The sequence below is a fragment of the Pseudomonas retamae genome, from assembly GCF_043496865.1.
GTDB lineage: Bacteria > Pseudomonadota > Gammaproteobacteria > Pseudomonadales > Pseudomonadaceae > Aquipseudomonas > Aquipseudomonas retamae.
In genome coordinates this window covers 96,369-121,627 of sequence record NZ_JBIEIL010000009.1, presented here as the reverse complement: position 1 = coordinate 121,627, position 25,259 = coordinate 96,369, and the positions used below count along the sequence as shown (strand labels likewise).

General features: G+C 58.0%; 24 protein-coding genes. 13 read left to right on the top strand and 11 right to left on the bottom strand.

From position 1 onward, the window contains the following. Nucleotides 1-30 precede the first annotated feature (30 nt). On the bottom strand, nt 31-357 hold the full coding sequence (locus ACGSLL_RS18565; protein ID WP_203420771.1) for a DUF3565 domain-containing protein: 327 nt from the start codon (nt 355-357) through the stop codon (nt 31-33). Here ACGSLL_RS18565 and ACGSLL_RS18560 point away from each other — a divergent pair. The 3 genes from ACGSLL_RS18560 to ACGSLL_RS18550 all read left to right on the top strand — a co-directional run bounded on the left by ACGSLL_RS18560 (nt 326) and on the right by ACGSLL_RS18550 (nt 2,677). Continuing rightward, nucleotides 326-811 carry an FKBP-type peptidyl-prolyl cis-trans isomerase gene (locus ACGSLL_RS18560; RefSeq protein ID WP_090281801.1) on the top strand — a complete coding sequence of 162 codons (486 nt, stop codon included), beginning with the start codon at nt 326-328 and terminating at the stop codon, nt 809-811. The two genes, ACGSLL_RS18565 and ACGSLL_RS18560, sit on opposite strands and share 32 nt — an antisense overlap. 123 nt (nt 812-934) lie before the next feature. Then, nucleotides 935-1,417 carry a glutathione peroxidase gene (locus tag ACGSLL_RS18555; protein ID WP_394507469.1) on the top strand — a complete coding sequence of 161 codons (483 nt, stop codon included), beginning with the start codon at nt 935-937 and terminating at the stop codon, nt 1,415-1,417. Nucleotides 1,418-1,573: 156 nt separating this feature from the next. After that, nucleotides 1,574-2,677 carry an NADH:flavin oxidoreductase gene (locus ACGSLL_RS18550; RefSeq protein ID WP_394507468.1) on the top strand — a complete coding sequence of 368 codons (1,104 nt, stop codon included), beginning with the start codon at nt 1,574-1,576 and terminating at the stop codon, nt 2,675-2,677. Nucleotides 2,678-2,797: 120 nt separating this feature from the next. Here the strand turns inward: ACGSLL_RS18550 and ACGSLL_RS18545 are convergent, their stop codons facing one another. Next, a complete protein-coding gene (locus ACGSLL_RS18545; protein WP_394507467.1) occupies nt 2,798-3,997 on the bottom strand; it encodes a glycosyltransferase family 4 protein in 1,200 nt (399 codons plus the stop codon). A gap of 40 nt (nt 3,998-4,037) precedes the next feature. Continuing rightward, on the bottom strand, nt 4,038-4,790 hold the full coding sequence (gene cysZ / locus ACGSLL_RS18540) for a sulfate transporter CysZ (protein ID WP_007957203.1): 753 nt from the start codon (nt 4,788-4,790) through the stop codon (nt 4,038-4,040). 310 nt (nt 4,791-5,100) lie between these two features. Here cysZ and trxB point away from each other — a divergent pair, with 310 nt between their 5' ends. After that, complete coding sequence (gene trxB / locus ACGSLL_RS18535; RefSeq protein ID WP_042607647.1) at nt 5,101-6,063, top strand: thioredoxin-disulfide reductase; 963 nt, start codon at nt 5,101-5,103, stop codon at nt 6,061-6,063. Between the two features lie 184 nt (nt 6,064-6,247). Here trxB and ACGSLL_RS18530 read toward each other — a convergent pair whose 3' ends face one another. The 6 genes from ACGSLL_RS18530 to ACGSLL_RS18505 all read right to left on the bottom strand — a co-directional run bounded on the left by ACGSLL_RS18530 (nt 6,248) and on the right by ACGSLL_RS18505 (nt 9,388). Further along, nucleotides 6,248-6,586, bottom strand: coding sequence for a HopJ type III effector protein (locus ACGSLL_RS18530; RefSeq protein WP_394507466.1), 339 nt, complete (start codon nt 6,584-6,586; stop codon nt 6,248-6,250). Continuing rightward, a complete protein-coding gene (locus ACGSLL_RS18525; protein WP_394507465.1) occupies nt 6,579-6,875 on the bottom strand; it encodes a DUF1244 domain-containing protein in 297 nt (98 codons plus the stop codon). The genes ACGSLL_RS18530 and ACGSLL_RS18525 overlap by 8 nt, the downstream gene beginning before the upstream one ends. 106 nt (nt 6,876-6,981) lie before the next feature. Continuing rightward, entirely contained in the window at nt 6,982-7,353 is a 372-nt protein-coding gene (gene folX / locus ACGSLL_RS18520) for a dihydroneopterin triphosphate 2'-epimerase (protein ID WP_394507464.1), read from the bottom strand. Further along, nucleotides 7,354-7,914, bottom strand: coding sequence for a GTP cyclohydrolase I FolE (folE, locus tag ACGSLL_RS18515; protein WP_394507463.1), 561 nt, complete (start codon nt 7,912-7,914; stop codon nt 7,354-7,356). It lies immediately after the preceding gene. Nucleotides 7,915-7,933: 19 nt separating this feature from the next. Continuing rightward, nucleotides 7,934-8,644 carry a dihydromonapterin reductase gene (gene folM / locus ACGSLL_RS18510; RefSeq protein WP_394507462.1) on the bottom strand — a complete coding sequence of 237 codons (711 nt, stop codon included), beginning with the start codon at nt 8,642-8,644 and terminating at the stop codon, nt 7,934-7,936. A gap of 174 nt (nt 8,645-8,818) precedes the next feature. Beyond that, on the bottom strand, nt 8,819-9,388 hold the full coding sequence (locus ACGSLL_RS18505; RefSeq protein WP_394507461.1) for an antibiotic biosynthesis monooxygenase: 570 nt from the start codon (nt 9,386-9,388) through the stop codon (nt 8,819-8,821). 212 nt (nt 9,389-9,600) lie between these two features. Between ACGSLL_RS18505 and ACGSLL_RS18500 the strand changes: the two genes are divergently transcribed. Further along, nucleotides 9,601-10,560, top strand: a complete 960-nt coding sequence (locus tag ACGSLL_RS18500) for a MerR family transcriptional regulator (RefSeq protein ID WP_394507460.1) — start codon at nt 9,601-9,603, stop codon at nt 10,558-10,560. 1 nt (nt 10,561) lies between these two features. Here the strand turns inward: ACGSLL_RS18500 and ACGSLL_RS18495 are convergent, their stop codons facing one another. Next, the gene (locus ACGSLL_RS18495) at nt 10,562-11,167 is read right to left on the bottom strand and encodes a hypothetical protein (protein WP_394507459.1); all 606 of its coding nucleotides are present in this window, start codon (nt 11,165-11,167) and stop codon (nt 10,562-10,564) included. 72 nt (nt 11,168-11,239) lie between these two features. Then, nucleotides 11,240-11,698: a PAS domain-containing protein gene (locus ACGSLL_RS18490; RefSeq protein WP_394507458.1), complete on the bottom strand. Its 459-nt coding sequence runs from the start codon at nt 11,696-11,698 to the stop codon at nt 11,240-11,242. A 154-nt stretch (nt 11,699-11,852) separates the two neighbouring features. On the opposite strand from ACGSLL_RS18490, the gene ACGSLL_RS18485 reads away from it, so the two are divergent. The 8 genes from ACGSLL_RS18485 (at nt 11,853) to ACGSLL_RS18450 (ending at nt 25,225) form a co-directional block, all read left to right on the top strand. Continuing rightward, nucleotides 11,853-12,308 carry a flavodoxin gene (locus ACGSLL_RS18485; RefSeq protein WP_394507457.1) on the top strand — a complete coding sequence of 152 codons (456 nt, stop codon included), beginning with the start codon at nt 11,853-11,855 and terminating at the stop codon, nt 12,306-12,308. Between the two features lie 130 nt (nt 12,309-12,438). Beyond that, complete coding sequence (locus ACGSLL_RS18480; RefSeq protein WP_394507456.1) at nt 12,439-13,221, top strand: class II aldolase/adducin family protein; 783 nt, start codon at nt 12,439-12,441, stop codon at nt 13,219-13,221. Next, nucleotides 13,221-14,123, top strand: a complete 903-nt coding sequence (locus ACGSLL_RS18475) for an alpha/beta fold hydrolase (RefSeq protein WP_394507455.1) — start codon at nt 13,221-13,223, stop codon at nt 14,121-14,123. Before ACGSLL_RS18480 ends, ACGSLL_RS18475 begins: the two co-directional genes overlap by 1 nt. 156 nt (nt 14,124-14,279) lie before the next feature. Next, nucleotides 14,280-15,191, top strand: coding sequence for an SDR family oxidoreductase (locus ACGSLL_RS18470; RefSeq protein WP_394507454.1), 912 nt, complete (start codon nt 14,280-14,282; stop codon nt 15,189-15,191). Between the two features lie 634 nt (nt 15,192-15,825). After that, nucleotides 15,826-17,619 (top strand): DUF1302 domain-containing protein, encoded by a 1,794-nt coding sequence (locus tag ACGSLL_RS18465; protein WP_394507453.1) that lies wholly within the window; start codon nt 15,826-15,828, stop codon nt 17,617-17,619. Nucleotides 17,620-17,642: 23 nt separating this feature from the next. Then, complete coding sequence (locus ACGSLL_RS18460) at nt 17,643-19,010, top strand: DUF1329 domain-containing protein (RefSeq protein WP_394507452.1); 1,368 nt, start codon at nt 17,643-17,645, stop codon at nt 19,008-19,010. A gap of 139 nt (nt 19,011-19,149) precedes the next feature. Then, nucleotides 19,150-21,693 carry a LuxR C-terminal-related transcriptional regulator gene (locus ACGSLL_RS18455; RefSeq protein ID WP_394507451.1) on the top strand — a complete coding sequence of 848 codons (2,544 nt, stop codon included), beginning with the start codon at nt 19,150-19,152 and terminating at the stop codon, nt 21,691-21,693. A gap of 136 nt (nt 21,694-21,829) precedes the next feature. Continuing rightward, nucleotides 21,830-25,225, top strand: coding sequence for a hypothetical protein (locus tag ACGSLL_RS18450; protein ID WP_394507450.1), 3,396 nt, complete (start codon nt 21,830-21,832; stop codon nt 25,223-25,225). Nucleotides 25,226-25,259: the final 34 nt, after the last annotated feature.

Sequence of the window (25,259 nt, the reverse complement as noted above, 5' to 3'; positions counted from 1 at the left end):
GTCGGCCTATGACTGGCCGACTACCGAAATTCAGTCGCCAAGGTTATCGCTAACCGCGCCTTGTGCGCACCAGCCACAGGCAAAAGGTTGACCTGTTTTTTCAATACGTTGCGCCGGGTCCAGCACCCACGCGCGTGATTGCCACGGCGGCTGGTGACGCAGGTGTTGAGTGTGGCCGCAGGAAAGTTCGACCACCCAATGACCCTCTTCGTCCTGATGAAAGCCTGTGATCGTCGAAACCCGTTTGTCCGGGTTGTGTTCGCTTTCGTGCGATTGCTTCGCTAAACTTGGCCTTTCTATATTCTTATGCAAAAGGTCTCGCCCCATGCTGATCGCCGCCAATAAGGCTGTCTCCATCGACTATACCCTGACCAACGACGCTGGTGAGGTCATCGACAGCTCCGCCGGCGGCGCTCCGCTGGTTTACCTGCAAGGCGCAGGCAACATCATCCCGGGCCTGGAAAAAGCCCTGGAAGGCAAGGCTGTCGGCGACGAGCTGAAAGTGGCCGTCGAGCCAGAAGACGCTTACGGCGAATACGCCGCCGAGCTGGTCAGCACCCTGAGCCGCAGCATGTTCGAAGGCGTCGACGAGCTGGAAGTCGGCATGCAGTTCCACGCTTCGGCGCCGGACGGCCAGATGCAGATCGTGACCATTCGTGACCTCGACGGCGACGACGTGACGGTTGATGGCAACCACCCGCTTGCCGGCCAGCGTCTGAACTTCCAGGTGAAGATCGTCGACATCCGTGATGCCAGCCAGGAAGAAATCGCTCATGGTCACGTCCATGGCGAAGGTGGCCATCACCACTGATTTTCTGCGCTAAGCTTCGATTACTGGAGAGGCGCCTGCGGGCGCCTTTTTAGTCCGCGGCTGTCCTTGGTAGGCCACGCCAAGTGGCTGTTTCGAGAAGAACAGAGAATCCTGGAGTTCGTCATGAGTGCTTTTCACGACCTTAAGTTGACAGCCCTGGATGGTCAGGAGCTACCGCTGGCGCCGTTCAAGGGCCAAGTCGTGCTGGTGGTCAACGTCGCCTCCAAATGCGGCTTGACCCCTCAGTACGCGGCGCTGGAAAACCTGTATCAGCAATACAAAGGCAAAGGCTTCAGCGTGCTGGGCTTGCCGTGCAATCAGTTTGCCGGACAGGAACCGGGCTCGGAGCAAGAGATTCAGGAATTCTGCAGCCTCAACTATGGCGTGACGTTTCCGTTGTCGAGCAAGCTTGAAGTCAACGGCCACGAGCGTCATCAGCTGTACCGTCTGCTGGCGGGCGAGGGCGCTGAATTTCCTGGCGACATCACCTGGAATTTCGAAAAATTTCTGCTCGGCAAGGACGGCCGCGTACTGGCGCGGTTCTCGCCGCGTACGGCCCCTGATGATCCAACCGTGATTGCCGCGATCGAAAAAGCGCTGGGCTGAACCATGAATATCGCAGCCAACCGGCTGCGATTTTTTTTGCCTGGCTTTTGACCCTTAATCATTCAGATCAATAGTGGTATCGCGTTAGGCTGCACCTGCATATTATAGCCGTCATATGAGTTCATGACCTGTCGATCACTTTCGTGGAGCCTTTCGATGCCCGTTCAAGCCTTGTTCAAACCGTTTCATCTCGGTGCCCTCGAACTGCCGACCCGTGTGGTCATGGCGCCAATGACTCGCTCATTTTCCCCAGGCGGCGTGCCGAACTCTAAAGTCATCGAATACTACCGTCGCCGTGCGGCAGCCGGGGTAGGCCTGATCATCACCGAGGGCACCACGGTCGACCACATCGCCTCCAACGGTTATCCCAACGTGCCGCAGTTCTTCGGTGCAGCGCCATTGGCCGGCTGGAAAAAAGTCGTCGATGCCGTCCACGCCGAAGGCGGCAAGATCGTTCCGCAACTGTGGCATGTGGGCAGCGTGCGCCGTATCGGCACCGAGCCTGATGCCAGCGTGCCGGGTTACGGGCCGTCGGAAAAACTCAAGGACGGTCAGGTCGTGGTGCACGGCATGACTAAACAAGACATTCAGGAGGTGATCGCTGCGTTCGCCCAGGCTGCCAAAGACGCACAAAGCATTGGCATGGACGGCGTCGAGATCCACGGCGCCCACGGTTACCTGATCGACCAGTTTTTCTGGGAAGGCAGCAACCAGCGCACTGACGAATACGGCGGCAGCCTGGCCAACCGTTCGCGTTTCGCCATCGAACTGATTCAAGCGGTGCGCGCCGCGGTCGGCGAGGGTTTCCCGATCATCTTCCGTTTTTCGCAGTGGAAGCAGCAGGATTACACCGCACGTCTGGTGCAAACGCCGGAGGCGCTGGGCGAGTTCCTCAAGCCGTTGTCGGACGCCGGCGTGGATATTTTCCACTGCTCGACGCGGCGTTTCTGGGAGCCGGAATTCGACGGCTCCGACCTGAACCTGGCCGGCTGGACGCGCAAGCTCACCGGCAAACCGACCATTACCGTCGGCAGCGTCGGTCTGGATGGCGAGTTTTTGCAGTTCATGGTCAACACCGACAAGGTCGCGCAACCGGCCAGTCTGGAAAACCTGCTGGAGCGTCTGAACAAAGAGGAATTCGATCTGGTCGCGGTAGGGCGTGCGCTGCTGGTTGATCCGGACTGGGCGCAGAAGGTTCGCGAAGGGCGTGAGCAGGACATTTTGCCGTTCAGCCGTGAGGCGTTGATGACGCTGGTTTAAGCGGCGCCTGACAGGGCCTCATCGCCAGCAGGCTGGCTCCCACAGGGAATCGTGTTCACAACACAGCCCCCGTGTAGGAGCGAGCCTGCTCGCCAAAGCGGTATCTGCTTCGATGCACATCTAAGGTAGTGTCTGAGCCCCAGGCACCACCTGCTCCCCCACACAAGCCTCGCGCAAATGCCCCTCGAACTGCTCGATGATTGCCGCCCAACCCTGGCGACTCGCATGCTGCCGGGCATTGAGCCGCACACAGCGCAACCGCTCATCTTCTTCCAGCAACCACATCGCCGCTTCGCAAAACGCTTGCTCGTCGCCGGGCATCGCCGACACGCCGTTGTAACCGTGGCGGATGTGCTGCGCCGCTGCCGCCTGATCGTAAGCCACCACGCCAAGGCCCGAAGCCAGTGCTTCAAGTACCACGTTGCCGAATGTCTCGGTCAGGCTGGGAAACAGAAATACATCGCCTGACGCATAGTGCGCGGCCAACGCTTCACCGCGCTGCGCGCCGCAGAAAATCGCCTCGGGCAACGCCTTCTCCAGCGCCGCACGTTGCGGCCCGTCGCCGACCATGACCAGTTTCAGATTGCGCTGTGGATAACTTGCCCGAAGTTGTTCGAAGCAACGTTTGAGCAGACCAAGGTTCTTCTCCGGCGCGAGTCGTCCTACGTGAATCACGGCAATATCGCGCTCGGACAGACCCCATTGCTCCCGTAGTGCGTTCAGCCGTTTGCTCGGATGAAACAACTGACTGTCCACGCCCCGCGACAACAGCGCCAAACGCTCGAAATGCCGCCGCTCCAGTTCCAGCCGTTGGCTGACGCTCGGCACCAGCGTCATGGCCGAACGATTGTGAAACCAGCGCAGATAATGCGTGAGCAACCGCGTCAGCAAACCGAGGCCGTACTGACTGGTGTATTGCTGAAAATTGGTGTGAAAGCCACTGACCACGGCAATGCCCAGGCGCCGTGCCGCGCGCAGCGCCGACAACCCCAGCGGGCCTTCGGTGGCGATGTACAACACGTCAGGCCGTTGGCGTTTCCAGCGTCGCAACAGCTTGTGCATTGACGACTGACCCCACTGCAGCCCCGGATAACCTGGCAATGGCCAGCCGCGGCACAACAGCAACGCTTCATCGACACTGCGCTGCGGATCACTGGCCTGGCGTGGCCGCACCAGCTCGACCTGATGCCCACGGGCACGCAGGCCATCGCACAAACGACCAAGGGTATTGGCCACGCCGTTGATTTCCGGTGGGAAGGTTTCGCTAATGAGGGTGATATGCAGAGCTGTCGTCATGACCTCAGTGTCGGCTGAGGCCATGTCGACGTTGTGACATTCAGGTGATGGATTTGTGACGGGGTCAGCGTTGCGTCACCAGATTTTCCGCGCCACGCTCACGCACCCAGAACAGCGTCGCCCCGGCTACGGCCGCAGGCATCATCAGGATATTGACCACCGGAATCAGCAACACCAGATAAACGATCCCGCCAAAGCTCATGCTCTGCCAGCGCTTCTGCCGCAGCCAGGCGAGCATCTCGTTCCAGCCCAGCTTGTGGTTGTCGGCAGGGTAGTCGATGTACTGGATCGCCATCATCCACACGCCGAACAGCAGCCAAAGCGGTGCGGCGACGATATTGACCACCGGAATGAACGACAGGATGAACAGGCCGATCGCCCGCGGCAGGAAGTAGCCAAGTTTGCGCATTTCCCGGGCTAAGGTGCGCGGGATCATTGCGATCAGCTCGCCCCAGCTGAACGCCGGGAAGTCATCGGTACCGCGTACCACCACTTCGACCTTTTCAGCGAGAAACCCGTTGAAAGGCGCGGCGATCACGTTGGCGAGCATCGTGAAAGTGAAAAACACCATCAGTGCCACGAGTACCACAAACAACGGCCAGAGAATGTAGCTGAGAAAACTCAGCCACTCGGGCAACGAGGGCATCAGCGTGTCGACCCACAGGCTGAACTGATGGCCCGCCAGATAAATCAATCCGACGAACAGCACCAGATTGATCGCCAATGGCAGCAGCACGAACAGGCGCAGGCTGGGGCTGAGGACCAGTTTGAGGCCTTCGCGCAGGTATTGCGGGCCGGACAGAACAGGGGCGGGCATAAGGTGCTCCGAGCAAGGGAAAACGCGCCGACCTTACCGGCTTTGCCATGGCAGCGAAAGCGCGGTAAAGCGATCGACAATTACTGTAACAAAGACGTCCATCACCTCAGCGCTTCGACATAGAGACCACCTATGAGCTGGATTGTTAAACCGTATTTCCTTAATCTTGCCCCCCTCGATACGCTTCACCCAACTTTTTACAGGACTGTCGAGTTCAAGCCTTCCCCAAGGTCTCCACGGTCCTTTTTTATTCCCGCCGGCAGTCCGGCGATCCGCGCCAGTGTTTCGGCCCGGTCAACAGGAGCAGGTCATGTCTGAAGTCCGTCATTCGCGAGTGATTATTCTCGGTTCCGGCCCTGCCGGTTACAGCGCTGCGGTCTACGCGGCCCGTGCCAACCTCAAGCCACTGCTGATCACCGGCATGCAGGCCGGCGGTCAGCTGACCACCACCACCGAAGTCGACAACTGGCCTGGCGACGTCCATGGTCTGACTGGCCCGGTGCTGATGGAGCGCATGCGCGAGCATGCCGAGCGCTTTGAAACCGAGATCGTCTTCGATCACATCAACGCCGTCGACTTCGCTGCCAAACCGTACACCCTGACTGGCGATAGCGCCGTCTACACCTGCGACGCACTGATCATCGCCACCGGCGCCAGCGCCCGCTACCTGGGCCTGCCTTCGGAAGAAGCGTTCATGGGCAAAGGCGTGTCGGCCTGCGCGACCTGCGACGGTTTCTTCTACCGCAACAAGCCGGTCGCCGTGGTCGGCGGCGGCAACACTGCGGTTGAGGAAGCGCTGTACCTGGCCAACATCGCCAGCACCGTGACCCTGATTCACCGTCGCGAGACCTTCCGCGCCGAGAAAATCCTGATCGACAAGCTCAACGCCCGCGTGGCCGAAGGCAAGATCATCCTCAAGCTCAACGCCAACCTCGACGAAGTGCTGGGCGACAACATGGGCGTGACCGGTGCGCGTCTGCGCAACAACGACGGCAGCTTCGACGAGATCAAGGTCGACGGCGTGTTCATCGCGATCGGCCACACCCCGAACACTTCGCTGTTCGAAGGCCAATTGACTCTGAAAGACGGTTATCTGGTGGTGCACGGTGGCCGAGAAGGCAATGCGACCGCGACCAGCGTCGAAGGTATCTTCGCCGCCGGCGATGTGGCAGACCACGTTTACCGTCAGGCCATCACCTCGGCCGGCGCCGGCTGCATGGCGGCACTGGACACCGAGCGTTATCTGGACGGTCTGCAGAACGCTACGTTCTAAGATCGCAGGCATAAAAAAACCGGCTTCGGCCGGTTTTTTTGTGTCCGTTATTAACAGCCGCGACACATCCATGTAAGAGCGAGCCTGCTCGCGAAAGCAGTTTTACATTCAGTACATGAGTCAATTGACCGACCGAATTCGCGAGCAGGCTCGCTCCCACAGGGAATTGTGGTTGGCTGTGGAATCAGCGGCGGGTCAGCGGCTGCGCGGCAAACTTCACACCGGCCAGTCCGTGCTTGATCAACGCACGGATATTGCCGTGATCGCTGCCCTCAGGCGTTGCCAGCACCGAGCGGTAATGCTCTCCGAATGCCAGCAGCGCTTCGTCATCGCTCAGGCCTTCCAGCAGCGCCAGGCCCAGAGTCTTGCAGGACCCTTCGTTCTGCCCGGCGGCGTTTTCCACGCCACCGTTGTTGAACGCCTGCGGCTGATAGTCGTAACCGGCGGCAATGAAAGCCATTGTGTCGGCGAAGGCATGTTCGCCGCTGTTGAGGCTGGCGCGCAGGGTGTTCAGGTCAGTCATGGGTCTTTCCTTTGGCAAACGCGGCTTGCTGCTCGGTGCTGGCTTCTTGCTGATATTGGGCTTTCCACTCGGCGTAGGGCATGCCGTAGACCACTTCACGGGCGTCGTCGAGGCTGACCTCGATCTGACGCTCGTCGGCTTCGGCCTTGTACCACTTGGACAGGCAATTGCGGCAGAACCCGGCGAGGTTCATCAAATCGATGTTCTGCACATCCTTGCGGCTGTCCAGGTGGGCGACCAGCCGGCGAAAAGCGGCGGCTTCGAGTTCGAGGCGTTGTTGATCAGTCATGGGGGTCTCTGCGAGACAGCTTTGAGCGGCAAGCTTCTAGCTGCAAGATTGGATCGGGGTTGGCCTTTAGCTTACCGCTTGAAGCTTGAAGCTTGAAGCTTGAAGCTCAGCGGCTCGCCGCGAGCGTTATTGATACCGATTCGGCGAAGCGCAAGGCGTGCGGCTTGTCGACTTCGACTTCGGCGTACAGCACCGATTCGTTGGTCATCACCAGATCGAGCAGTTCCTGGGTCAGGCGTTCGAGCAGGGCAAAGCGGTTGCCTTCGACATGCGCGATGATCGCCTTGGTGATGGTGCGGTAGTTCAGCGCGTGGTCGATGTCGTTGTCACGCACTGCTTGCTGTGCGGCATACAGAATGGTCAGGTTGATCAGCACATCCTGCTTGTTGAGGATTTCGTCCTCGTTGATCCCGATAAAGGTGCGCAGGCGCAGATCCTTGACCCGGATGCGCGCCATTCCCGGCTGAAGTTGTGGCATTTACTTGCTCCGTCCAATCAATTGCAGAAACTCCTGGCGAGTCGTGTTCGACTCGCGGAACGCGCCGAGCATGACAGAGGTGTTCATGGTCGAATTCTGTTTCTCGACACCGCGCATCATCATGCACATGTGTCTGGCCTCAATGACCACCGCGACGCCAGCGGCACCGGTGACCTGTTGCACCGCATCGGCGATTTGCCGAGTGAGGTTTTCCTGAATCTGCAGGCGGCGGGCGAACATGTCCACCAACCGTGCGATCTTCGACAAACCCAGCACCTTGCCCGTCGGAATATAAGCCACATGGGCCTTGCCGATGAAGGGCAGCAGGTGATGTTCGCACAACGAGTACAGCTCGATGTCAGCGACGATGATCATTTCGTCCGTGTCGGACGCAAACAGCGCGCCATTGACAATTTCCTCGACGCTTTGCGCATAACCGTGACACAGGTATTGCATTGCCTTGGCCGCGCGTACCGGGGTGTCGAGCAAACCTTCGCGGTCGGGGTCTTCACCGAGGCCAAGAAGGATTTCACGGTAATTCTCAGGCAGTGAGCGGGTCATGGAAATCCTCGCGAGTCGGCTACTTAAGGTGCCGTCCGCCATTGACGGTCAGGGTCGTACCGGTGACATAGGGGTTGTCGAGCAGATAGCGCAGGCTCTGGTAAATGACGTCGCTGCCGGGCTCGAAGCCCAGCGCCGATTTGGCCAGCGCCTTGGCGCGGTACGCCGCGTTGTCGTCGGGATTGAACAATAGCAGGGCCGGGGCAATGCCGTTGACCTTGATGGCCGGCGCATAGCGCGCCGCGAAAGACAGGGTGAGGCTGTCGAGCCCGGCTTTACTTGCGCAATAACCGATGTGCTTGCTGCTGCCCTTGCGCGTGACATCGTCGCTGATGTGGATGATGTCGGCAGGCGTAGAGCGCTGCAACAAATCGGCGCAGTGCAGATTGATAAGGTAGGGCGCGAGCATGTGCAGATTGACCATGCGAGTGAAGGCTTCGGTCTCGTTGCCTGGCGTTTCGGCGAGCCATTCAGAGGCGTTGTGCACGATCGCGCGCAGGCTGTCGGTGTGGCTTTTCAGTTCACTGATGAACGCGAGAATTCCGGCCTCAGTGGCGAAATCCGCAAACAGGCCAAGGGCGCCCAGGTTGCGCAAGGTTTGTACGCCGGGGCGTTCAGTGCGGTAAGTGAAGATGACCCGATGACCGTCTTCAAGCAAACGCTGGGCGCAATGCAGTCCCACGCGTTGCGCGGCGCCAGTAATGAGAATCGGGGCGGCGGAATCAGGCATGAACGGCTCGCATCGCGGGGAAAGCAAAAACTATAACAGCGAGCGCAGCCTTACACCTATTGGCGCAATGGCCAAAACCTGTGGGAGCGAGCCTGCTCGCGAAAGCAATGTATCAGTCACCTACGATGTTGACTGATGTTCCGCTTTCGCGAGCAGGCTCGCTCCCACAAGGGATCAACGGTTTTGAGCGGCGGGTTCGGCAGACAGTCGTCGCGCCGGCGTGCTGTTCAACCAGTTCGCCAGCAAACGCGTCGACAGCGGAATGAACAGGTAGACCATCAGCGGCGTCAGGCACGCGGTGCTGATCAGTACACGTGGCAGCAGGCTCATTTCGCCCAGCAGTGGGCCAAGCAAAAAGTTGAAAATCAGCGACACGGGAAAAAACGCCAGCCAGATCGCCACGGCCTGCTTCCAGCGTGGCGGACGCTGCCCGGCAGCACCGAACCAGCCTTCGATACCGCTGACCCGATGCTCTTTGGGGTGGGCGAACAGGTCGCTGCCACGGCTCAGCCACGCGGTGCGTGATACCGAATGTTCCCAGGCATGCAGGGTTTGCTCATCGACAAAGCGAAAAATTATCTGGAATTCGTTATCGCCGGGCGGCGGAGCAAGTACGCCTGAACCCAGGTAACCGGGGAAGTCCGTGGCCAGTTGTTCGCCTTCGCGCAGCCAGACCATCAGGTCCTCATAGCGGCCGTCGGCGACGCGACGGGCAACCATCAGCGTGACGGGGGAGGTAGACATTTTGTATCTCCATATTTCAATCGCTTCGCTCCGGGTAGGAGTTTCGCCTGACGCAGCGCCGGGGTAGAGGGCTGCGTTTTTCATCAAGCAAGGATTATTCCGGTTTTTACCGATTAAACCAGCGACATTCGTCGCAATTGCCTACTTGAACGCTATTGGCGGATAAGCGTTAGAATGGGATCCAAATTTCTGACATGGAAGTTGAGCGTTTTATGCCTGTGATCACGGATGCAAACCCTGCCTCGCAGGTATCAGAAGCGCTCGAACGCGCTGAGCTTTTTCCTATCCGTGAGGTCTCGCGGCTTACCGGAGTGAATCCGGTGACCTTGCGCGCCTGGGAGCGGCGTTATGGTCTGATTCAGCCGACACGCACCGAAAGCGGGCATCGGCTTTACTCGATGAGCGAGATCGAGCGTGTGCGCAGCATCGTCGACTGGATTGATCGCGGCGTCGCGGTCAGCAAGGTCGGCAAGATCCTCGCCAAAACCGAACCGTTGAAAGCCCTGGCGCACATCATTCCTGACAACCTCGTGCAAGCTGATTACCTGCAATGGCAGGAACAGATCCAGCAGGCCGTCAGTTCATTCGACGATCAGCAACTGGATCGCGTCTACGGGCAGATTTTTTCTTCCTATGCGTTGGCCGTGGTGTTTCAGGACATTCTGATGCCGTTGTGGCGGCGAATGCTGCAGCGTCAGGACGCGTACGGGCAAACCAGCGAGTGGCTTTTCTACGACGGATTCCTTCGTGCTCGAGTATTACAGCGGATTGTCATGCTGCGCGGGGCACAACCGCGACGGGTGATCGTCAGCGCGCTGGCCGGCCAATGCCGTGAGCTGGAGTTGCTGGTGGCGGCGTTGTTTCTCAGCGGCAATAATTCGGGTGTTCGGGTGCTGACTACCGGCCAGCCATTCGATGAGTTGACGCTGGTCTGCGAAAAAGTGAAACCCGATGCGCTGGTGTTGTTTTCCAACCACGCACCCGGTACCGATTTGCCGCGGCGTTTGAACCGCCTGGCGTTGGGGCTCGATTGTCAATTGATGCTGGCGGGGGACGCCGCCGATCTGGCGCAGGACAGCCTGGCCGGATCGTCAGTTGCCTGTCTGGGTAACGAAGGCACGAACATGCGTCAGCGCATGATGCAGTTTCTTGCGGGGAATCTGGATACTTGAATCAAGTGTGCAGCGCCGGGTGGGTCAGGCGATGTTGCTGCAGAATGAACTGGCGCAAACGCTCGGTTTCATCGCTGTCAGTCTGGCTCAGATCGTAGGCGTAAAAACCATTTTCGGTTTCCCGTTCGAAATGCCCGCGCAAGGAAATGCGCTCGTATCCCGAAGGGCTGAACCACAGCGCGAAGTGCTTGGGTGGTTTGGTCTTGTTGCGCACTTCCAGCAGTACGCCTTTGTGCGAGACCTCATGCACCCATAACGTCCCCGGCTGGCCTTTGGCGTTCTCCAGCGCGACCGGCTCTTCGAGTACCAGTCGCCATGGTCTTACCGATGGGCCGTCTTCGTAGATGCTCGGGACGCCGAGGCGCAGATGCAGCGCGTGGAATTCATCTTCCACCAGATGCAACGGGAAAGTCATTTGCTGGTTTTCGAAGTTGGCCTGAATGCTCACTTGCTCATGGGCGGCCAATCGCGTGAGCAGATCGCGGATCTGTGAGCCGCCGTTGACCAGCAGGCTCGACGTCGCATCCCGCACGTTCAGTTGCGGGTTGTGCTGCATCTTCTGGATAAAATCCAGCTCGTCCTGAGTGAGGAGGGCGTCGCGCTGCATGGCTAACTCGAAAGATATAATTACAAAGTCATTGGTGATTGTAGTTAATGACCATCGGTTCGCGGTTTTGTTTTAACCGTTGGTCGCTTTCAAAGCATTCAGTTCCGCCTGCAGGGCGACCACCTGGGCTTCCAGTTGTGCGACGCGTTGCTGAGCCTTGATCTGAACGGTGACGTCTTTCTGCACACCGATGAAGTAGGTCTGCCCATCGTCGGCGTTTTTCACCGTCGACAGCGACAGTTCGTTCCAGAACGGTGTGCCATCCTTGCGGTAGTTACGCAGGATCTCCCGACACGATCCACCGTCGCGCAAAACCTCACGAATCAGGCTCAGACTCTCTTGGTCACGATCACCGGCCTGCAGAAAACGGCAGTCTTGATAGAGGATTTCTTCACTGGTGTAGCCCGTCAGACGTTCGAACGCCGGATTGACGTAAATCAGAATGTTGTCCTGCTCGCCTTCCTTTTCCGCCACAACGATTCCATCGTTCGAAGCATTGATCACCATTTGCAGCAGACTGGCGTTGATCATCCCTGAATTCCCGTTAAGTAATAGGCGATTGGCATTCTAGAAGAACCTTGGCGGCTGTCTACCGATCATTATCGCCAGTTGAGATTCAATCGCAGCCTTGCGCGACGGACTGTTACTATCGCCGATCTCATTTTCAATTTTCAGGATCAGATTGATGAAAGTCGCCATCCTCTCCGGTTCGGTCTACGGCACCGCCGAAGAAGTCGCCCGTCATGCCCAGAACCTGTTGAAAGGCGCGGGTTTTGAAACCTTCTACAACTCGCGCGCCACGCTCGGCGATATTCAGGCATTCGGCCCGCAAGCGTTTCTCGCCGTCACCTCGACGACCGGCATGGGTGAGCTGCCCGACAACCTGCAACCGCTGTATTCGACCCTTCGCGATCAGTTGCCGGCAGCCTGGCGCGGTTTGCCGGGCGCGGTGATTGCCTTGGGCGACGCCAGTTATGGCGATACGTTCTGTGGCGGCGGAGAACAGCTTCGCGAGCTGTTCGAAGAATTGGGCGTTATCGAAGTGCAAGAAATGTTGCGCATCGACGCCAGCGAAAGTGTCACCCCGGAAACCGATGCCGAGCCGTGGCTGGCGCAGTTCATCGAAGCGCTCAAGGGCTGAGCGGATCCTCACAGCTTGCATGGCTGACTCGATCAGTCATCAAGCTGGCTGCCAATGCAACTACGCGATCGCCTGCGTCTGACTAGACTGCGCATACGTGCAGAACAACAAGAACGCAGAGGTGCATACAGTGAGCGTAGCCCCCGTCCCATCGTCCCTTGATGTCAAAAGCCAGGTCAGTGCTGCCGAATGGCAGGCCCGAGTCGATCTGGCCGCCTGCTATCGGCTGGTCGCTCTGCATGGCTGGGACGACCTGATCTTTACGCACATCTCGGCCAAAGTCCCAGGCACCGAAGACTTCCTGATCAACCCGTTCGGTCTGATGTTTCATGAGATCACCGCGTCGAGCCTGGTGAAAGTCGATCAGGCCGGCAACAAGCTCATGGCCAGCCCTTACGAGATCAACCCCGCTGGCTACACCATCCATAGCGCTGTGCATGAAGTGCGCCACGATGTGGTTTGTGTGCTGCACACCCACACCGCCTCCGGCGTCGCGGTGTCGGCACAAAAGCAGGGCGTGTTACCGATCAGCCAGCAATCGCTGTTCGTGCTGTCGAGCCTGGCTTATCACGCCTATGAAGGCGTGGCGCTGAACCACGAAGAGAAGGCGCGCTTGCAGGCCGATCTCGGCGACAACAATTTTCTCTTGCTGCACAACCACGGCCTGCTGACCTGTGGCGGCACTATCGCCGACACCTTTCTGATGATGTTCACCTTCCAGCGTGCCTGCGACATTCAGGTGATGGCGCAAACCGGCGGCGCTGACCTGATCGCCATCGAGCCGCAGATTCTGGCGGGTGCCAAAGCGATGATCGCCGGCGTTACCAAAAGCGCCCAAGGCATGGGCGGCGCGTTGGCCTGGCCGGCGTTGCTGCGCAAACTCGATCAACAAGACCCCGGATATAAACTCTGATGCCACTCGCCGAGATTCCTCTGTGTGTCTGGCGCAAGCGCAGCCGGACCTTTGTTTTTCGCGGTCAGCCGATTCGCTACTGGACAGCGGGGCAGGGTGAGCTGTTACTGCTGATTCACGGTTTCCCGACTGCCAGTTGGGACTGGCATTACCTCTGGCAGCCCTTGGCCCAGCGCTATCGGGTGATCGCCTGCGACATGCTTGGCTTCGGCGATTCGGCCAAACCGCTCAAGCACACCTACAGCCTGCTGGAGCAGGCCGATCTGCAGCAGGCCCTGCTCGCGCATGTACAGGCGGAGCAACCGCTGCACATTTTTGCCCATGACTACGGCGACAGCGTTGCCCAGGAATTGCTGGCGCGACATTACGAAGGGCGCATCGACGTCGCCAGTTGCGTGTTTCTCAATGGTGGCTTGTTTCCCGAGACCCATCGTCCGGTGCTCATGCAGAAATTGCTCCTCAGCCCGCTGGGCTGGATCCTCGGCCGGGCGTTCAGTCGTGATGCGCTGGTGAAGAGCTTTCGGCAGATTTTCGGTCCGCAGACCGGCCCGAGCGAAAGTGAGCTGGATGATTTCTGGAGCCTGATCGAGAGCAATCACGGGCCACGAATCATGCACAAGCTGATCGGCTACATTCCCGAGCGACGTCTGCAGCGTGATCGCTGGGTCACTGCGATGCAGCGCGACGAGATTCCGTTACGGGTGATCGATGGCGAGTTCGATCCAATCTCCGGAGCGCACATGGTCGCGCGTTACCGCGAACTGATCCCGAATGCCGACACCGTGCTGCTGCCGGGGATTGGTCACTACCCGCAGACGGAAGCGCCGGTGCACGTGCTCAAACACTACCTGGAATTCCGCGAGCGGCTGGTGCTACCGCCGCGCAAGGTCGCCTATTCCTGACCGGGCCGGGGGCCTCGAGCCTCTCGCCGTCCCAACCTTGTCATTATCCCTGGGCCTTATCGCGCACCATTCAGCCGCAGTCGTGTTCGTTGTGACTCAAAGCGCTGTGCCTGACACTCCCGGTCAATGTCCCATTGCCCTGTTGGAGTTGCCGCGATGAATGATTCTGTGCGTTTCGAAGATAAAGTCGTGATCGTCACCGGAGCCGGCGGTGGTCTCGGTCGCGCCCACGCCTTGCTGTTCGCCAGACAGGGCGCGAAAGTGCTGGTCAACGATCTGGGCGGCTCGACGCAGGGCGAAGGCGCCAACGCCTCCGCCGCCGATCGCGTTGTCGCGGAGATCCGCGCGGCCGGCGGCATCGCCGAAGCCAACCACGACTCGGTCACCGATGGCGACAAACTGGTGCAGAACGCTCTCGATGCCTTCGGCCGCGTCGATGTGGTGATCAACAACGCCGGCATCCTGCGCGACAAGACCTTCCATAAAATGGACGACGCCGACTGGGATCTGGTCTACCGCGTCCACGTCGAAGGCGCCTACAAAGTCACCCGCGCCGCTTGGCCACACCTGCGCGAACAAAACTACGGCCGCGTGATCTTCACCGCCTCGACGTCCGGCATCTACGGCAACTTCGGCCAGTCCAACTATGGCATGGCCAAACTGGGTCTCTACGGTTTGACCCGCACGCTGGCCATTGAAGGGCGCAAGAACAACATCCTCGTCAACGCCATTGCTCCCACTGGCGGCACGCGCATGACCGAAGGCCTGATTCCGCCGCAAGTATTCGAGCAACTGAAACCGGAACTGGTCAGCCCGTTGGTGGTGTACCTGGCCAGTGAGCAATGCCAGGAAACTTCCGGATTGTTCGAAGTCGGTGGCGGCTGGATGGGTAAAGTGCGCTGGGAGCGCAGCCTGGGCGCCGGGTTCGATCCACGGGTGGGCTTTTCGCCGGAAGATGTGGCCGCGCACTGGCAGCAGATTTGCGATTTCGAAGGGGCGGCGCATCCGCAAGACAATATGGAAGCGCTGAAGGAGATGATGGCGAATTTGCAGAAGTATTCGCTGTAGCGGTGGAGGGGCGGGCAGTCTTCATTTGCCTGCCCATTGATCAAATTCTTCCAGTCAGCGCGGTGAATTGACAGATCGCCGCCGCACCTCTAAACGAACAATTCCTGCAAAAATCGGCAGCGTGCCCCGGCCTAGCCTAAGCCCCGCGATTTCATCCTGTTCAAAACCACCCGGATAATTCACAGCCATAAAAAAGGCCGCTGCAAACGCAGCGGCCAAGGTAAGACGTTGGATCAAGGAGCTACAAATCAACGTCAGTGAACAGCGGGGCGATCAACCGAAACCTTCGATTCATCTGAAATCTTTCAGCGATGGCCTGAGTTACTCGAATGCCAGTGCTGGATGCTTTACGGGATCCCGTGAGAGCGCGCTCAGAATACGGCGTTGCGTCTGTAGGAAAAATACCGATTCCGGACATGCACTGTTGCGGAGCATGTAACAGTTACGTGCCCTGAAAGGCACCATGCGTAGCGCTGATGATCGTTCATCCAGCCGGTCCATGAACGGCGCAACGCCGCGCGGTGCAAGGGCATTCATCCTTTCGAGCGACAACGCGAATACCTCCTTGGTGCGCTTATCGACGCGGCGGTGCGGCAGTAGGGTGGGGCCTTCTGTCACTCACCGGGGAAGACGCATGACAAAAACAACAATGCGCGCCATCTTCACACCGCAGGCGCTGGCTGCCGCGGTGGCTATGGGTTGCTGCGCCCAGGCGCAAGCGGTTGCATTCAACATCGGCGAAATCGAAGGCACCTTTGACTCGTCCCTGTCGATCGGCGCGAGCTGGGGTCTGCGCGATGCCGACAACTCGCTGGTTGGCACGGTCAATGGCGGCAGCGGGCAATCCTCGACCGGTGATGACGGGCGCTTGAACTTCAAGAAAGGCGAGACCTTCTCGAAGATCTTCAAAGGCATTCACGACCTCGAACTCAAGTACGGCGATACCGGTGTGTTCGTGCGCGGCAAGTACTGGTATGACTTCGAGCTCAAGGATGAAGACCGCGAGTTCAAGCAGATCAGCGACAGCGGTCGCAAGGAAGGCGCCAAATCCTCCGGCGCGCAGATTCTCGATGCCTTCGTTTATCACAACTACGCCATTGCCGATCTGCCGGGTACCGTGCGGGCGGGCAAGCAGGTGGTGAGTTGGGGCGAAAGTACCTTCATCGGCAACTCGATCAACAGCATCAACCCGATCGACGTTTCGGCGTTTCGCCGTCCCGGTGCAGAGATCAAGGAAGGCTTGATCCCGGTGAACATGTTGTTCGGCTCGCAAAGCCTGACCGACAAACTCTCGGTCGAAGGTTTTTACCAGCTGGAGTGGGACCAGACCGTACTCGATAATTGCGGCACCTTCTTCGGTGTCGACGTCGCGGCAGACGGCTGTAACAACGGCTACACCGTCGGCAGCCCGGCGGTGGCGCCACTGGTGCCGCTGACTACCGCGTTCGGTCAAGGCATTCAGGTCACCCGTGAGGGCGTAGTGATTCCCCGTGGCGGTGATCGCGATGCGCGCGATTCGGGGCAGTGGGGCACGGCGTTGCGCTGGCTCGGCGAAGACACCGAATATGGCCTGTACTTCATGAACTATCACAGTCGCACGCCGACGGTCGGCACCACCACCGCGGGCCTGTCGACGCTGGCGGCATTGCCCGGCATGGTGGGCATCGCCAACAGCCTTGCGCCTGGCAGCGGTGCGGGGCTGGCGCAAAGCGTGATGCTCGGGCGTGGCCAGTATTATCTTGAATACCCCGAAGACATCCGGCTCTACGGCGCAAGCTTTTCCACCACGTTGCCTACCGGTACGGCATGGACCGGCGAGATCAGCTACCGGCCCAACGCCCCGGTGCAGGTCAACACCAACGACCTGACCCTGGCGCTGGTCAACCCGATTGCCGGCGGCACCGCTTCGCCACTCGCGACTTCGCCGGGCGCCGATAACAAAGGCTATCGCCGCAAGGAAGTCACGCAAGTACAGAGCACCCTGACGCACTTTTTCGATCAAGTGCTGGGCGCCGAACGTCTGACCGTGGTCGGCGAAGCTGCAGTAGTGCATGTCGGGGGGCTGGAGTCGCGCAGTGAGCTGCGTTACGGCCGCGATTCGGTGTACGGGCAATACGGCTTTGGGGGTGATACCGACGGGTTCGTCACCTCGACTTCGTGGGGCTACCGCGCCCGGGCCATTCTCGATTACGCCAACGTGATCGGTGGGGTCAACTTCAAACCCAACCTGTCGTGGTCGCATGACGTCGCCGGTTATGGCCCCAACGGCCTGTTCAACGAAGGCGCAAAAGCGATCAGCTTCGGCGTCGATGCCGACTACCGCAACACCTACACCGCGAGCCTCAGTTACACCGACTTTTTCGGTGGTGACTACAACGTGCTGGAAGACCGTGACTTCGTCGCCTTGAGCTTCGGTGTGAACTTCTGATCTGCCCGAGAAGGATGAATGCAATGCGCAAAATGATTCTGCAGTGTGGCGTGCTGGCCCTGAGTCTGCTGGCAGCCAATGTGATGGCGGCGGTGTCGCCGGACGAAGCCAACAAGCTCGGCACCAGCCTGACGCCGTTGGGGGCGGAGAAGGCGGGCAACGCCGATGGTTCGATCCCGGCCTGGACCGGCGGTATTCCAAAGAATGCCGGTGCGGTGGACAGCAAGGGTTTCCTGGCTGACCCGTTCGCCAATGAAAAGCCGCTGTTCACCATCACCGCAGCCAACGTCGATCAGTACAAGAGCAAGCTTTCCGACGGTCAGGTAGCGATGTTCAAGCGCTACCCGGAAACCTACAAGATCCCGGTCTACCCGACGCATCGCACGGTAGGCGCGCCTGCGGAAATTTACGAATCGGCCAAACGCAGCGCGTTGAACGTGACCTCGATCAACGACGGCAACGGCCTGGCGAATTTCACCGGTAATCGCTACTACGCCTTCCCGATTCCGAAGAACGGCGTCGAGGTGCTGTGGAACCACATCACCCGTTATCACGGCGGCAACCTGCGGCGGATCATCACGCAAGTCACGCCGCAAACCAACGGCAGCTACACGCCGATCCGCTTTGAGGAAGAGGTGGCGGTGCCGCAGTTGATGAAGGAGCTCGATCCGGAAAAAGCCGCCAACGTACTGACCTTCTTCAAGCAGTCTGTCACCGCGCCGGCCCGTCTGGCCGGTAACGTGCTGCTGGTGCACGAAACCCTCGATCAGGTGAAGGAACCGCGTCTGGCCTGGATCTACAACGCCGGTCAACGCCGCGTAAGGCGCGCCCCGCAAGTGGCCTACGACGGCCCGGGCACCGCCGCCGACGGTCTGCGCACTTCGGACAACTTCGACATGTTCTCCGGCGCGCCGGATCGCTACGACTGGAAACTGGTCGGCAAGAAGGAAATGTACATTCCGTACAACAGCTACAAACTCGATTCGCCAAAACTCAAATACGACGACATCGTCAAGGCGGGCCACATCAATCAGGACCTCACCCGTTATGAGCTGCACCGGGTCTGGGAAGTGATCGGCACGGTCAAGCCAAATGAACGTCACATCTACGCCAAACGCCACATGTACATCGACGAAGACAGCTGGCAAGTGGCGCTGGTCGATCACTACGACGGGCGCGGGCAATTGTGGCGTGTCGCCGAAGGTCACTCGCAGTATTACTACGATCACCAGACCCAGGCCTACACCCTCGAAGCCCTTTACGACATCATTGCAGGCCGCTACATCGCGCTGGGGATGAAAAACGAAGAGAAGCACAGTTTCGAGTTCGGCTTCGAAGCCAAGGCTGCCGATTACACGCCATCGGCCTTGCGCGCCGAGGGCGTGCGCTAACGGTTCCGATACCTGGGCAGTACAAAAGGCGACCGCACGGTCGCCTTTTTTATGGTCGTCAATCAGCGCGCTGAATATTTATCAACAAGTGCGGGGGAGAGGGCTAGGGTGAGCGCACAACGATAAAAAGGCTCAGCCGATGACCGCCATGACGCCCTGCCTGGATCGACCCGGATTTTTGCCCAGACTCTCCTCTCATCATCAACCGCGTGCGCGCCTGAGCGAGCCGCTGTGCGGGTCGGCGGCGCGGGTGCGCTTGCTTTGTGCGCCGCCGGGCAGTGGCAAAACGGCGCTGATGACCGAGTGTCTGTTGCTCGCCCCGGCGAATTGCACCGTGCACTGGCTGCCGTTGCAGGGAGCGTCATTGAGTGCCGGTCAACTTTGCCAGCGCCTGAGCCAGGCGCTGGGCCTGCCTGAAATGGACGAAGAGCAGTTGATCGCCGCTTTGTCTCGGTGGCCTGCGCCGACCTGGCTGTTCATCGACGATTATTGCCGCTGGCCTGACCCGGCACTCGATGCGTTGCTGGATCGGTTGCTGGCGTCGAGCAGCCCGGCACTGATCTGGTGGATCAGCACGCGTCGCCGGCCGCAATGCAACTGGCCACGATTGCTGCTGGACGACGAACTGTATGAATGCGAAAGCTCGACGCTGGCGCTGACCGAAGCGGAAATCGTCCAGACGTTGGCGCATTTACCAGCGGAACAAGCGGCCAGTGTGGCGCGACGCATGGTCCAGCGATCGGGTGGCTGGTGCGCGGGCGTGCGTATGGCGCTGCTGCAAAAATGCGACTGGGCCAACAGCAATCAACCGCAGCAACGGCTGGAAACGTTGCTCGATTATCTGCAGCACGAGTTATTCAATCATCTGACCCCCGAGTTGGCGGAAGTCTGGCGTGTGCTGGCCAATTTGCCGCGTTTCAATGCGCAGCTATGTGAGCATTTGTTTGGTGCGGGAGAAGGCGCGCAGAGTTTGCGTCTGCTGCAGACGCTCGGCTGCTTTATCGAGCCCTGGCAGGACTCGGCCGACTGGCTGCAGGTTTTTCCTCCGTTATCGCGGGTCATGCAGGACGAACACTGGCCAGCCGTCCGCTCATGGCATCGCCGCGCCTGTCAGTGGTTTGCGGCGAGTGAAGATTGGCACTCGGCGTTTGAACAGGCGCTGCTAGCCGAGGAACATGAAACGGCGGTCAGCCTGCTGCAGCACTTCACGTTTGAACATTTGTTCGAGGAACAGACCGTCGTACTGCTGTTGCGCCTGCATGAACGGCAGGGCGAACAACTGACGCTGGCAACGCCGCATCTGGTCGGTCTGGTCACGGCAGCGTTGTTGTTCGCTGGCCGGTTCGAACAGGCTGAAGAGTGCATTGCGCATCTTTCGCGATTCCTGCCGCAACCTTCGGCGGCTCTCCAGCGGCAATTGATTGCGCGATGGCAGGCGCAGCAAGGCTGGCTGTTGCATCTGCAGGGGCGGATGGAGCCAGCGCGGGAACACTTTCAGCAAGCATTGAGCGAGCTTTCCGATGAGGTCTGGCTTGCGCGCCTGCTATGTCTGTCGGGGCAGACACAGCAGGCGCTCTTGTGCGGTGAGCTTGAGCAAGCCCATATAATCAATCGCCAGGCACTGTGTCTGGCACGTGCTCACGGTTCTCTCCTGTTCGAGGGTTTGCTTGAACTTGATCACGCGCAATTGCTGGAGCAGCGTGGCGCTGCGGCGCGGGCGGAACATCTTTTGGCCGGGGTGTGCGAATTATTGTCTGAGTGCGCGCAACGGCCGATACCCTTGCTCGGACGTATCGCGTTGCATCGCGGTCGATTGGCACTGAGCAGGGGGCTGGACGAGCAGGCTTCGATTTTTTTTCAAAATGGTCTGGACAATTGTCTGCGCAGTCACGACAAACGGGTCTTGTACGGTTATTTAGGGCTTGCTCGACTCGCTGCCAATCGCACGGATTACGCGCAAGCTTTTGAATATCTGCGTGAGGCGGAGCGCTTGATGCAGCAGCGGCGCATCCCCGATTCCGTCTATCGCGGGGCGCTGCTGCAAGTCAGCAGTGAATTTTGGTTACAACAGGGGCGCACCGAACTGGCCAGGGAAGCCCTTTCCCGTGTTCTGCGCCACTTTCGTGGAGCCAACGCGGTACAAGCGCCTCCCGCCACCCTCGAACTTGTGCCTCGTATCGAATATTTATTGATCCTGGCTGAAGCGCGGTTGAAGCAGGAAAAAGATCCCGCCCCGCGAATCCAGGCGTTGGCGGCTTATGCGCTGCGCCAAGGCATGATCAGCCTGCATGTCGAGTTGTCCCTGGCACTGGCTCAAGTTGCCCGTTTGGTCGGTGATAAAGAAAATGCGCTGCACTTGTTCGAGCGAGCGCGCTTGATGGCAGAGCGCTGCGAGTTGAAACAGATACTACGCGAATTGTACTTAAGGGAGCCCGATTTCAATTCATCAGCCTTAACTAAGCATTGTTTGCTGAGCGAGCCAACTTCCGAGTGCATGCTCAGCAAACGAGAGGTTGAGGTTCTGCAATGCATTGCACAAGGTAATTCGAATCAACAAATTGCAGAAAAACTTTATATTTCCGTGCACACAGTGAAAACACATGCGCGGCGTATTCATGGGAAACTGGGCGTTGAACGCAGGACCCAAGCAGTTGCGACCGCCAAGCGGTTGGGTTTGTGTTGACTTGATTAAAAGCCTTTAGCGGGCGATGTTAAACTTGTTGAAATATTAGAGCGCTTTCTAAGTGGGTTTGAGAGATCTAAGGTTGGCTATCTCAAATCGAGCAGCTGCACAGTTGCTCCAACGCAAGGAAGTCCTGATGAGTAAGATATTCAATAGTCTGATGCTTGATACTTTTAATCATAAAGTTGACAGCGTTACCGAGTTTAACAAGGCTGGGTTGATTACAAACAGCCTGGTCGGGGTCTTGAAAGATGTTCCCACACTTCGTGAAATGTTGCGGGCTCGTCTGAATCAGCGCCTTGCAACTTTGGGTCTAAACATTGATGCGGGTAGTCTGTATATCAATCGAGGCGCTGTGAATGAGGAGGCTGCAAGCCGGCCGGCCGGTTCACTGCTGGAAGTTGTTCTTGAATGCGTGACGCGTGGTATTTCGCCTTCCTACATACAAAACATTGATGCCGTTTACAATCGTCCTGACACCAACATGCGCGACTATCTAGTCGCAGGGCTAAGTATCTTGAAAGCCGAGGGCCTGATCGAAGAAGAGCGCGGCAACTTTGCCGGTCGCCATGTCGCGGGTCTCGATAGACACTGGAATACACCGCTCAGCGCGATAGCCACGCGCACCCGCAAAGACGCACTGCAGGCTGTTCTGGCTCAGTGCCTGATGGCAGAGCTTTCGCTGTCGGTCATGGCTGGGCAATTGGACGCCTATGCTGCCGAGCGTACCGCCAGCATTCTGATCGACAGTAATCTGTCTGCGCAATATAGGGTGTCGATTGATCCACTTGCCGAGGTGGCAAGCGTTAATTTCTGCAGTTTCGTGGTTAACATTAGCCAGTTGGGATTGGCTGAGTTGCCTTTGAACGAACATTCCTACGGTTATGTTTTGTACACGCCGATCATCGGTTTTGAATATTTCGACAGCAGCAACCAGATGCACGCACGATTGACTCAGCGACTGTCTCTGCCTGGCACTTCAATCGGATTTACACAACTGCGCGAACCTGCGTTTGCGCATCTGACCAGGGCGCGGTTGAAGCAGCAGACAGTCGATTTGGCCAAGCTGTTTTCCCAGCGTGCTGGCACCGTTGATCTATTGGCCGCCGGCGAGGCGGTGCTGCAATTGAAAGTTATTCAGGATGATTGGGTCAGCAGTCTCGCTTCACTGAAAGCCGGCATCAAACGCGTGGAGTGGCCTGAATGGCTGAGAGCAGCCGGCGCTGACGCACAAATGAAGTATGTCGAGCTGGAAACCTCCATGCTCAAATACGAAACTGAATTCCAGCGTGTCCACAACGGGTTCTTTTCGCTCGGAAACTATGTGAAGCAACATGTGGCGGACTGGACCGATAGCGCACTGGGCGTAGAGCTCGACGCTGACAACGTTCGAGTACTGGTGCGCAATGAATTGCAGGTCGAGCAGAAAACCATTCGACACGAAGAGAACCTGACACTGACCGACTATGTAGCTATCGGTCGTTTCGATCAGGGGAGGGCGCCCCGGTTGACACTGGCTGGGCATGAGGGCAGTGGCCTGACGGTTGCCAAACTGGAGCAATGGCTGGAAAACGTCAGTCTGCGCAAGAGTTTTGCTGAAACTCGCCCGGCGGTAATGCCTGATGCCTATCGCGAGGCAATTTATAACAAGCTCATCAGCATGATCGAGTTTGATTTATGGGGCGCTCGGCATAGCGGGCAGTTGGATGCGCGATCGGCAGATCAGATCCAAAAAGGGTTGGCTGGTGATCCGCGGGTACTGATCAACGACGTAACTTTCGTCGACTCGCTGTTTCCTTTGAAGGACACATGGGTTTTTCAGGACGAGCGTGGAGATGTCGGGTCGCAGTTGGCCTATCTGAAAACACCGGGAGGCCGATTCGAATTCAAACAGTTCAGCAACCTGGAAGCGTTGTCGAAACAGATAAAAGCCTGGATTCAGGAGCACCCCGGCTATAGCGCATCAATCATGTATCCCAACGAAGCGAGAGCGGCAGAAAAGCGCGCTCAGGAATCGCGTTACCTTTTAAAAACCAGTAATGCCAAGCGCATTGCAAAAGAGCCGTTCAGCTCGGCGGCGTACTGGATGTATCGCTTCTGGTATGAAAGCGTCCAGCAGAGCGCTCCGCTCAACTATCGAAATTCGCCTGCCTGGCTTTCACGAACCCATGCGCGACTCAGTACCGAGTTGAAAGCGTTGTGCACGGTTGAAACGCGAACAACCGGATACCCAACGTATGAGTTTTTCGCTCGTCGCTTGATCAAGAGCAGAGTTGAGGAATTATTGAAGACTCTGGGTCATTCAGTACAAGTCAATCCCGATCAGATTTTTATACAGATCACCGCCGGCGAAACCATTACGCTTACCGACCTGATAATCCAGGAGAAGAGCTTTGAACCGCCATCGAGCCCGCGTCCGGATCCGAGTGATTACCCGCGTTTTTATTGGTCAACGGCACATCCTGCGCTCGACTCGCTGGATATCCGGTACATCGCTAGTTGGTCGAAAACTCTTCGCCCGGGTGAAAAATATATTCAGCATTTGGTAAGCGAGTTCAAAAGCGGCGCCACCGACTATCAGTTTAAACGAGGTGTATTTTTCAAAAAGCTGCAGAACGAAATGTTGCTGGCTTTGCTATCGGAATATTTTCAGGGGCAACTGAATGCTGAGCAGTTCAGCACGTTATTCAATCTGATTTCCAGTTTCGAAGCAAAAGTCCCACCCAAGCTCGGTGATCCTGTCGTCATGACCGATAGCTTATATCAATTCATGGTGAAAAATGTTCGTCGTATCGATGGCGTGCTTTTTTTGAGAGTCGTAACCAGTAAAGGCGTAGAAGACTTCCTTTATACACCCAATGCGCCGGATGACCGGTCTTTCCGTTCGACAGAAGACTTTGTGTCATTGGTCCGATTGCGTAATAGCGGCTTCCGCGAATATTTCATCAATCGCGTGCCAGCCATTGATCGAACGGTAGTTAATAGTTATTTTGATGAGTTGCAACGGTATGTTAATACCATAAGTGCGCCCCAGCCTTTGCCTGGTAATAGAATTCGTGATCTGCGTTACAACTACGATAGGCACTTGAATCAAATTATCAATGATGTGGATGAAGGCACTACCAGTCTTGCCGAAATCATCGGGCGTCTCGTCTACGACAACGTCAAGCTGAGTGCTGCAATCGTGTCTCTCGTGGTTCCACCGGTAGGCATTGCGCTGACGGCGCTGGAATTGGCGGAGAGTACTTACAAGGGCTTGCAGGCGTATCGCTATGGCGATAATCAGGCCGCCCTTACTCATCTGAAGGACGCATTGATCGGTATTTTAACCCTGAGTCAGGCTTCCACGGCAAAAGCCACCGTGACCAAAGCGCAAAAGACGTTGATCGAGTTTTTCGACGATGCGGAAAAAGTCGTCGGCCTGGTAGCAAGCGTTACAGGGCAGACACTGGGCAAGGAGCGGCTGCTTGAAATCGTTCAGCAAGTACTTGATGACAGGGATGCAGAAAGTAGCCGTACGACTATTCACTAAATAAACCACTGCCCCCGCAGCAGTTCGACGCTGT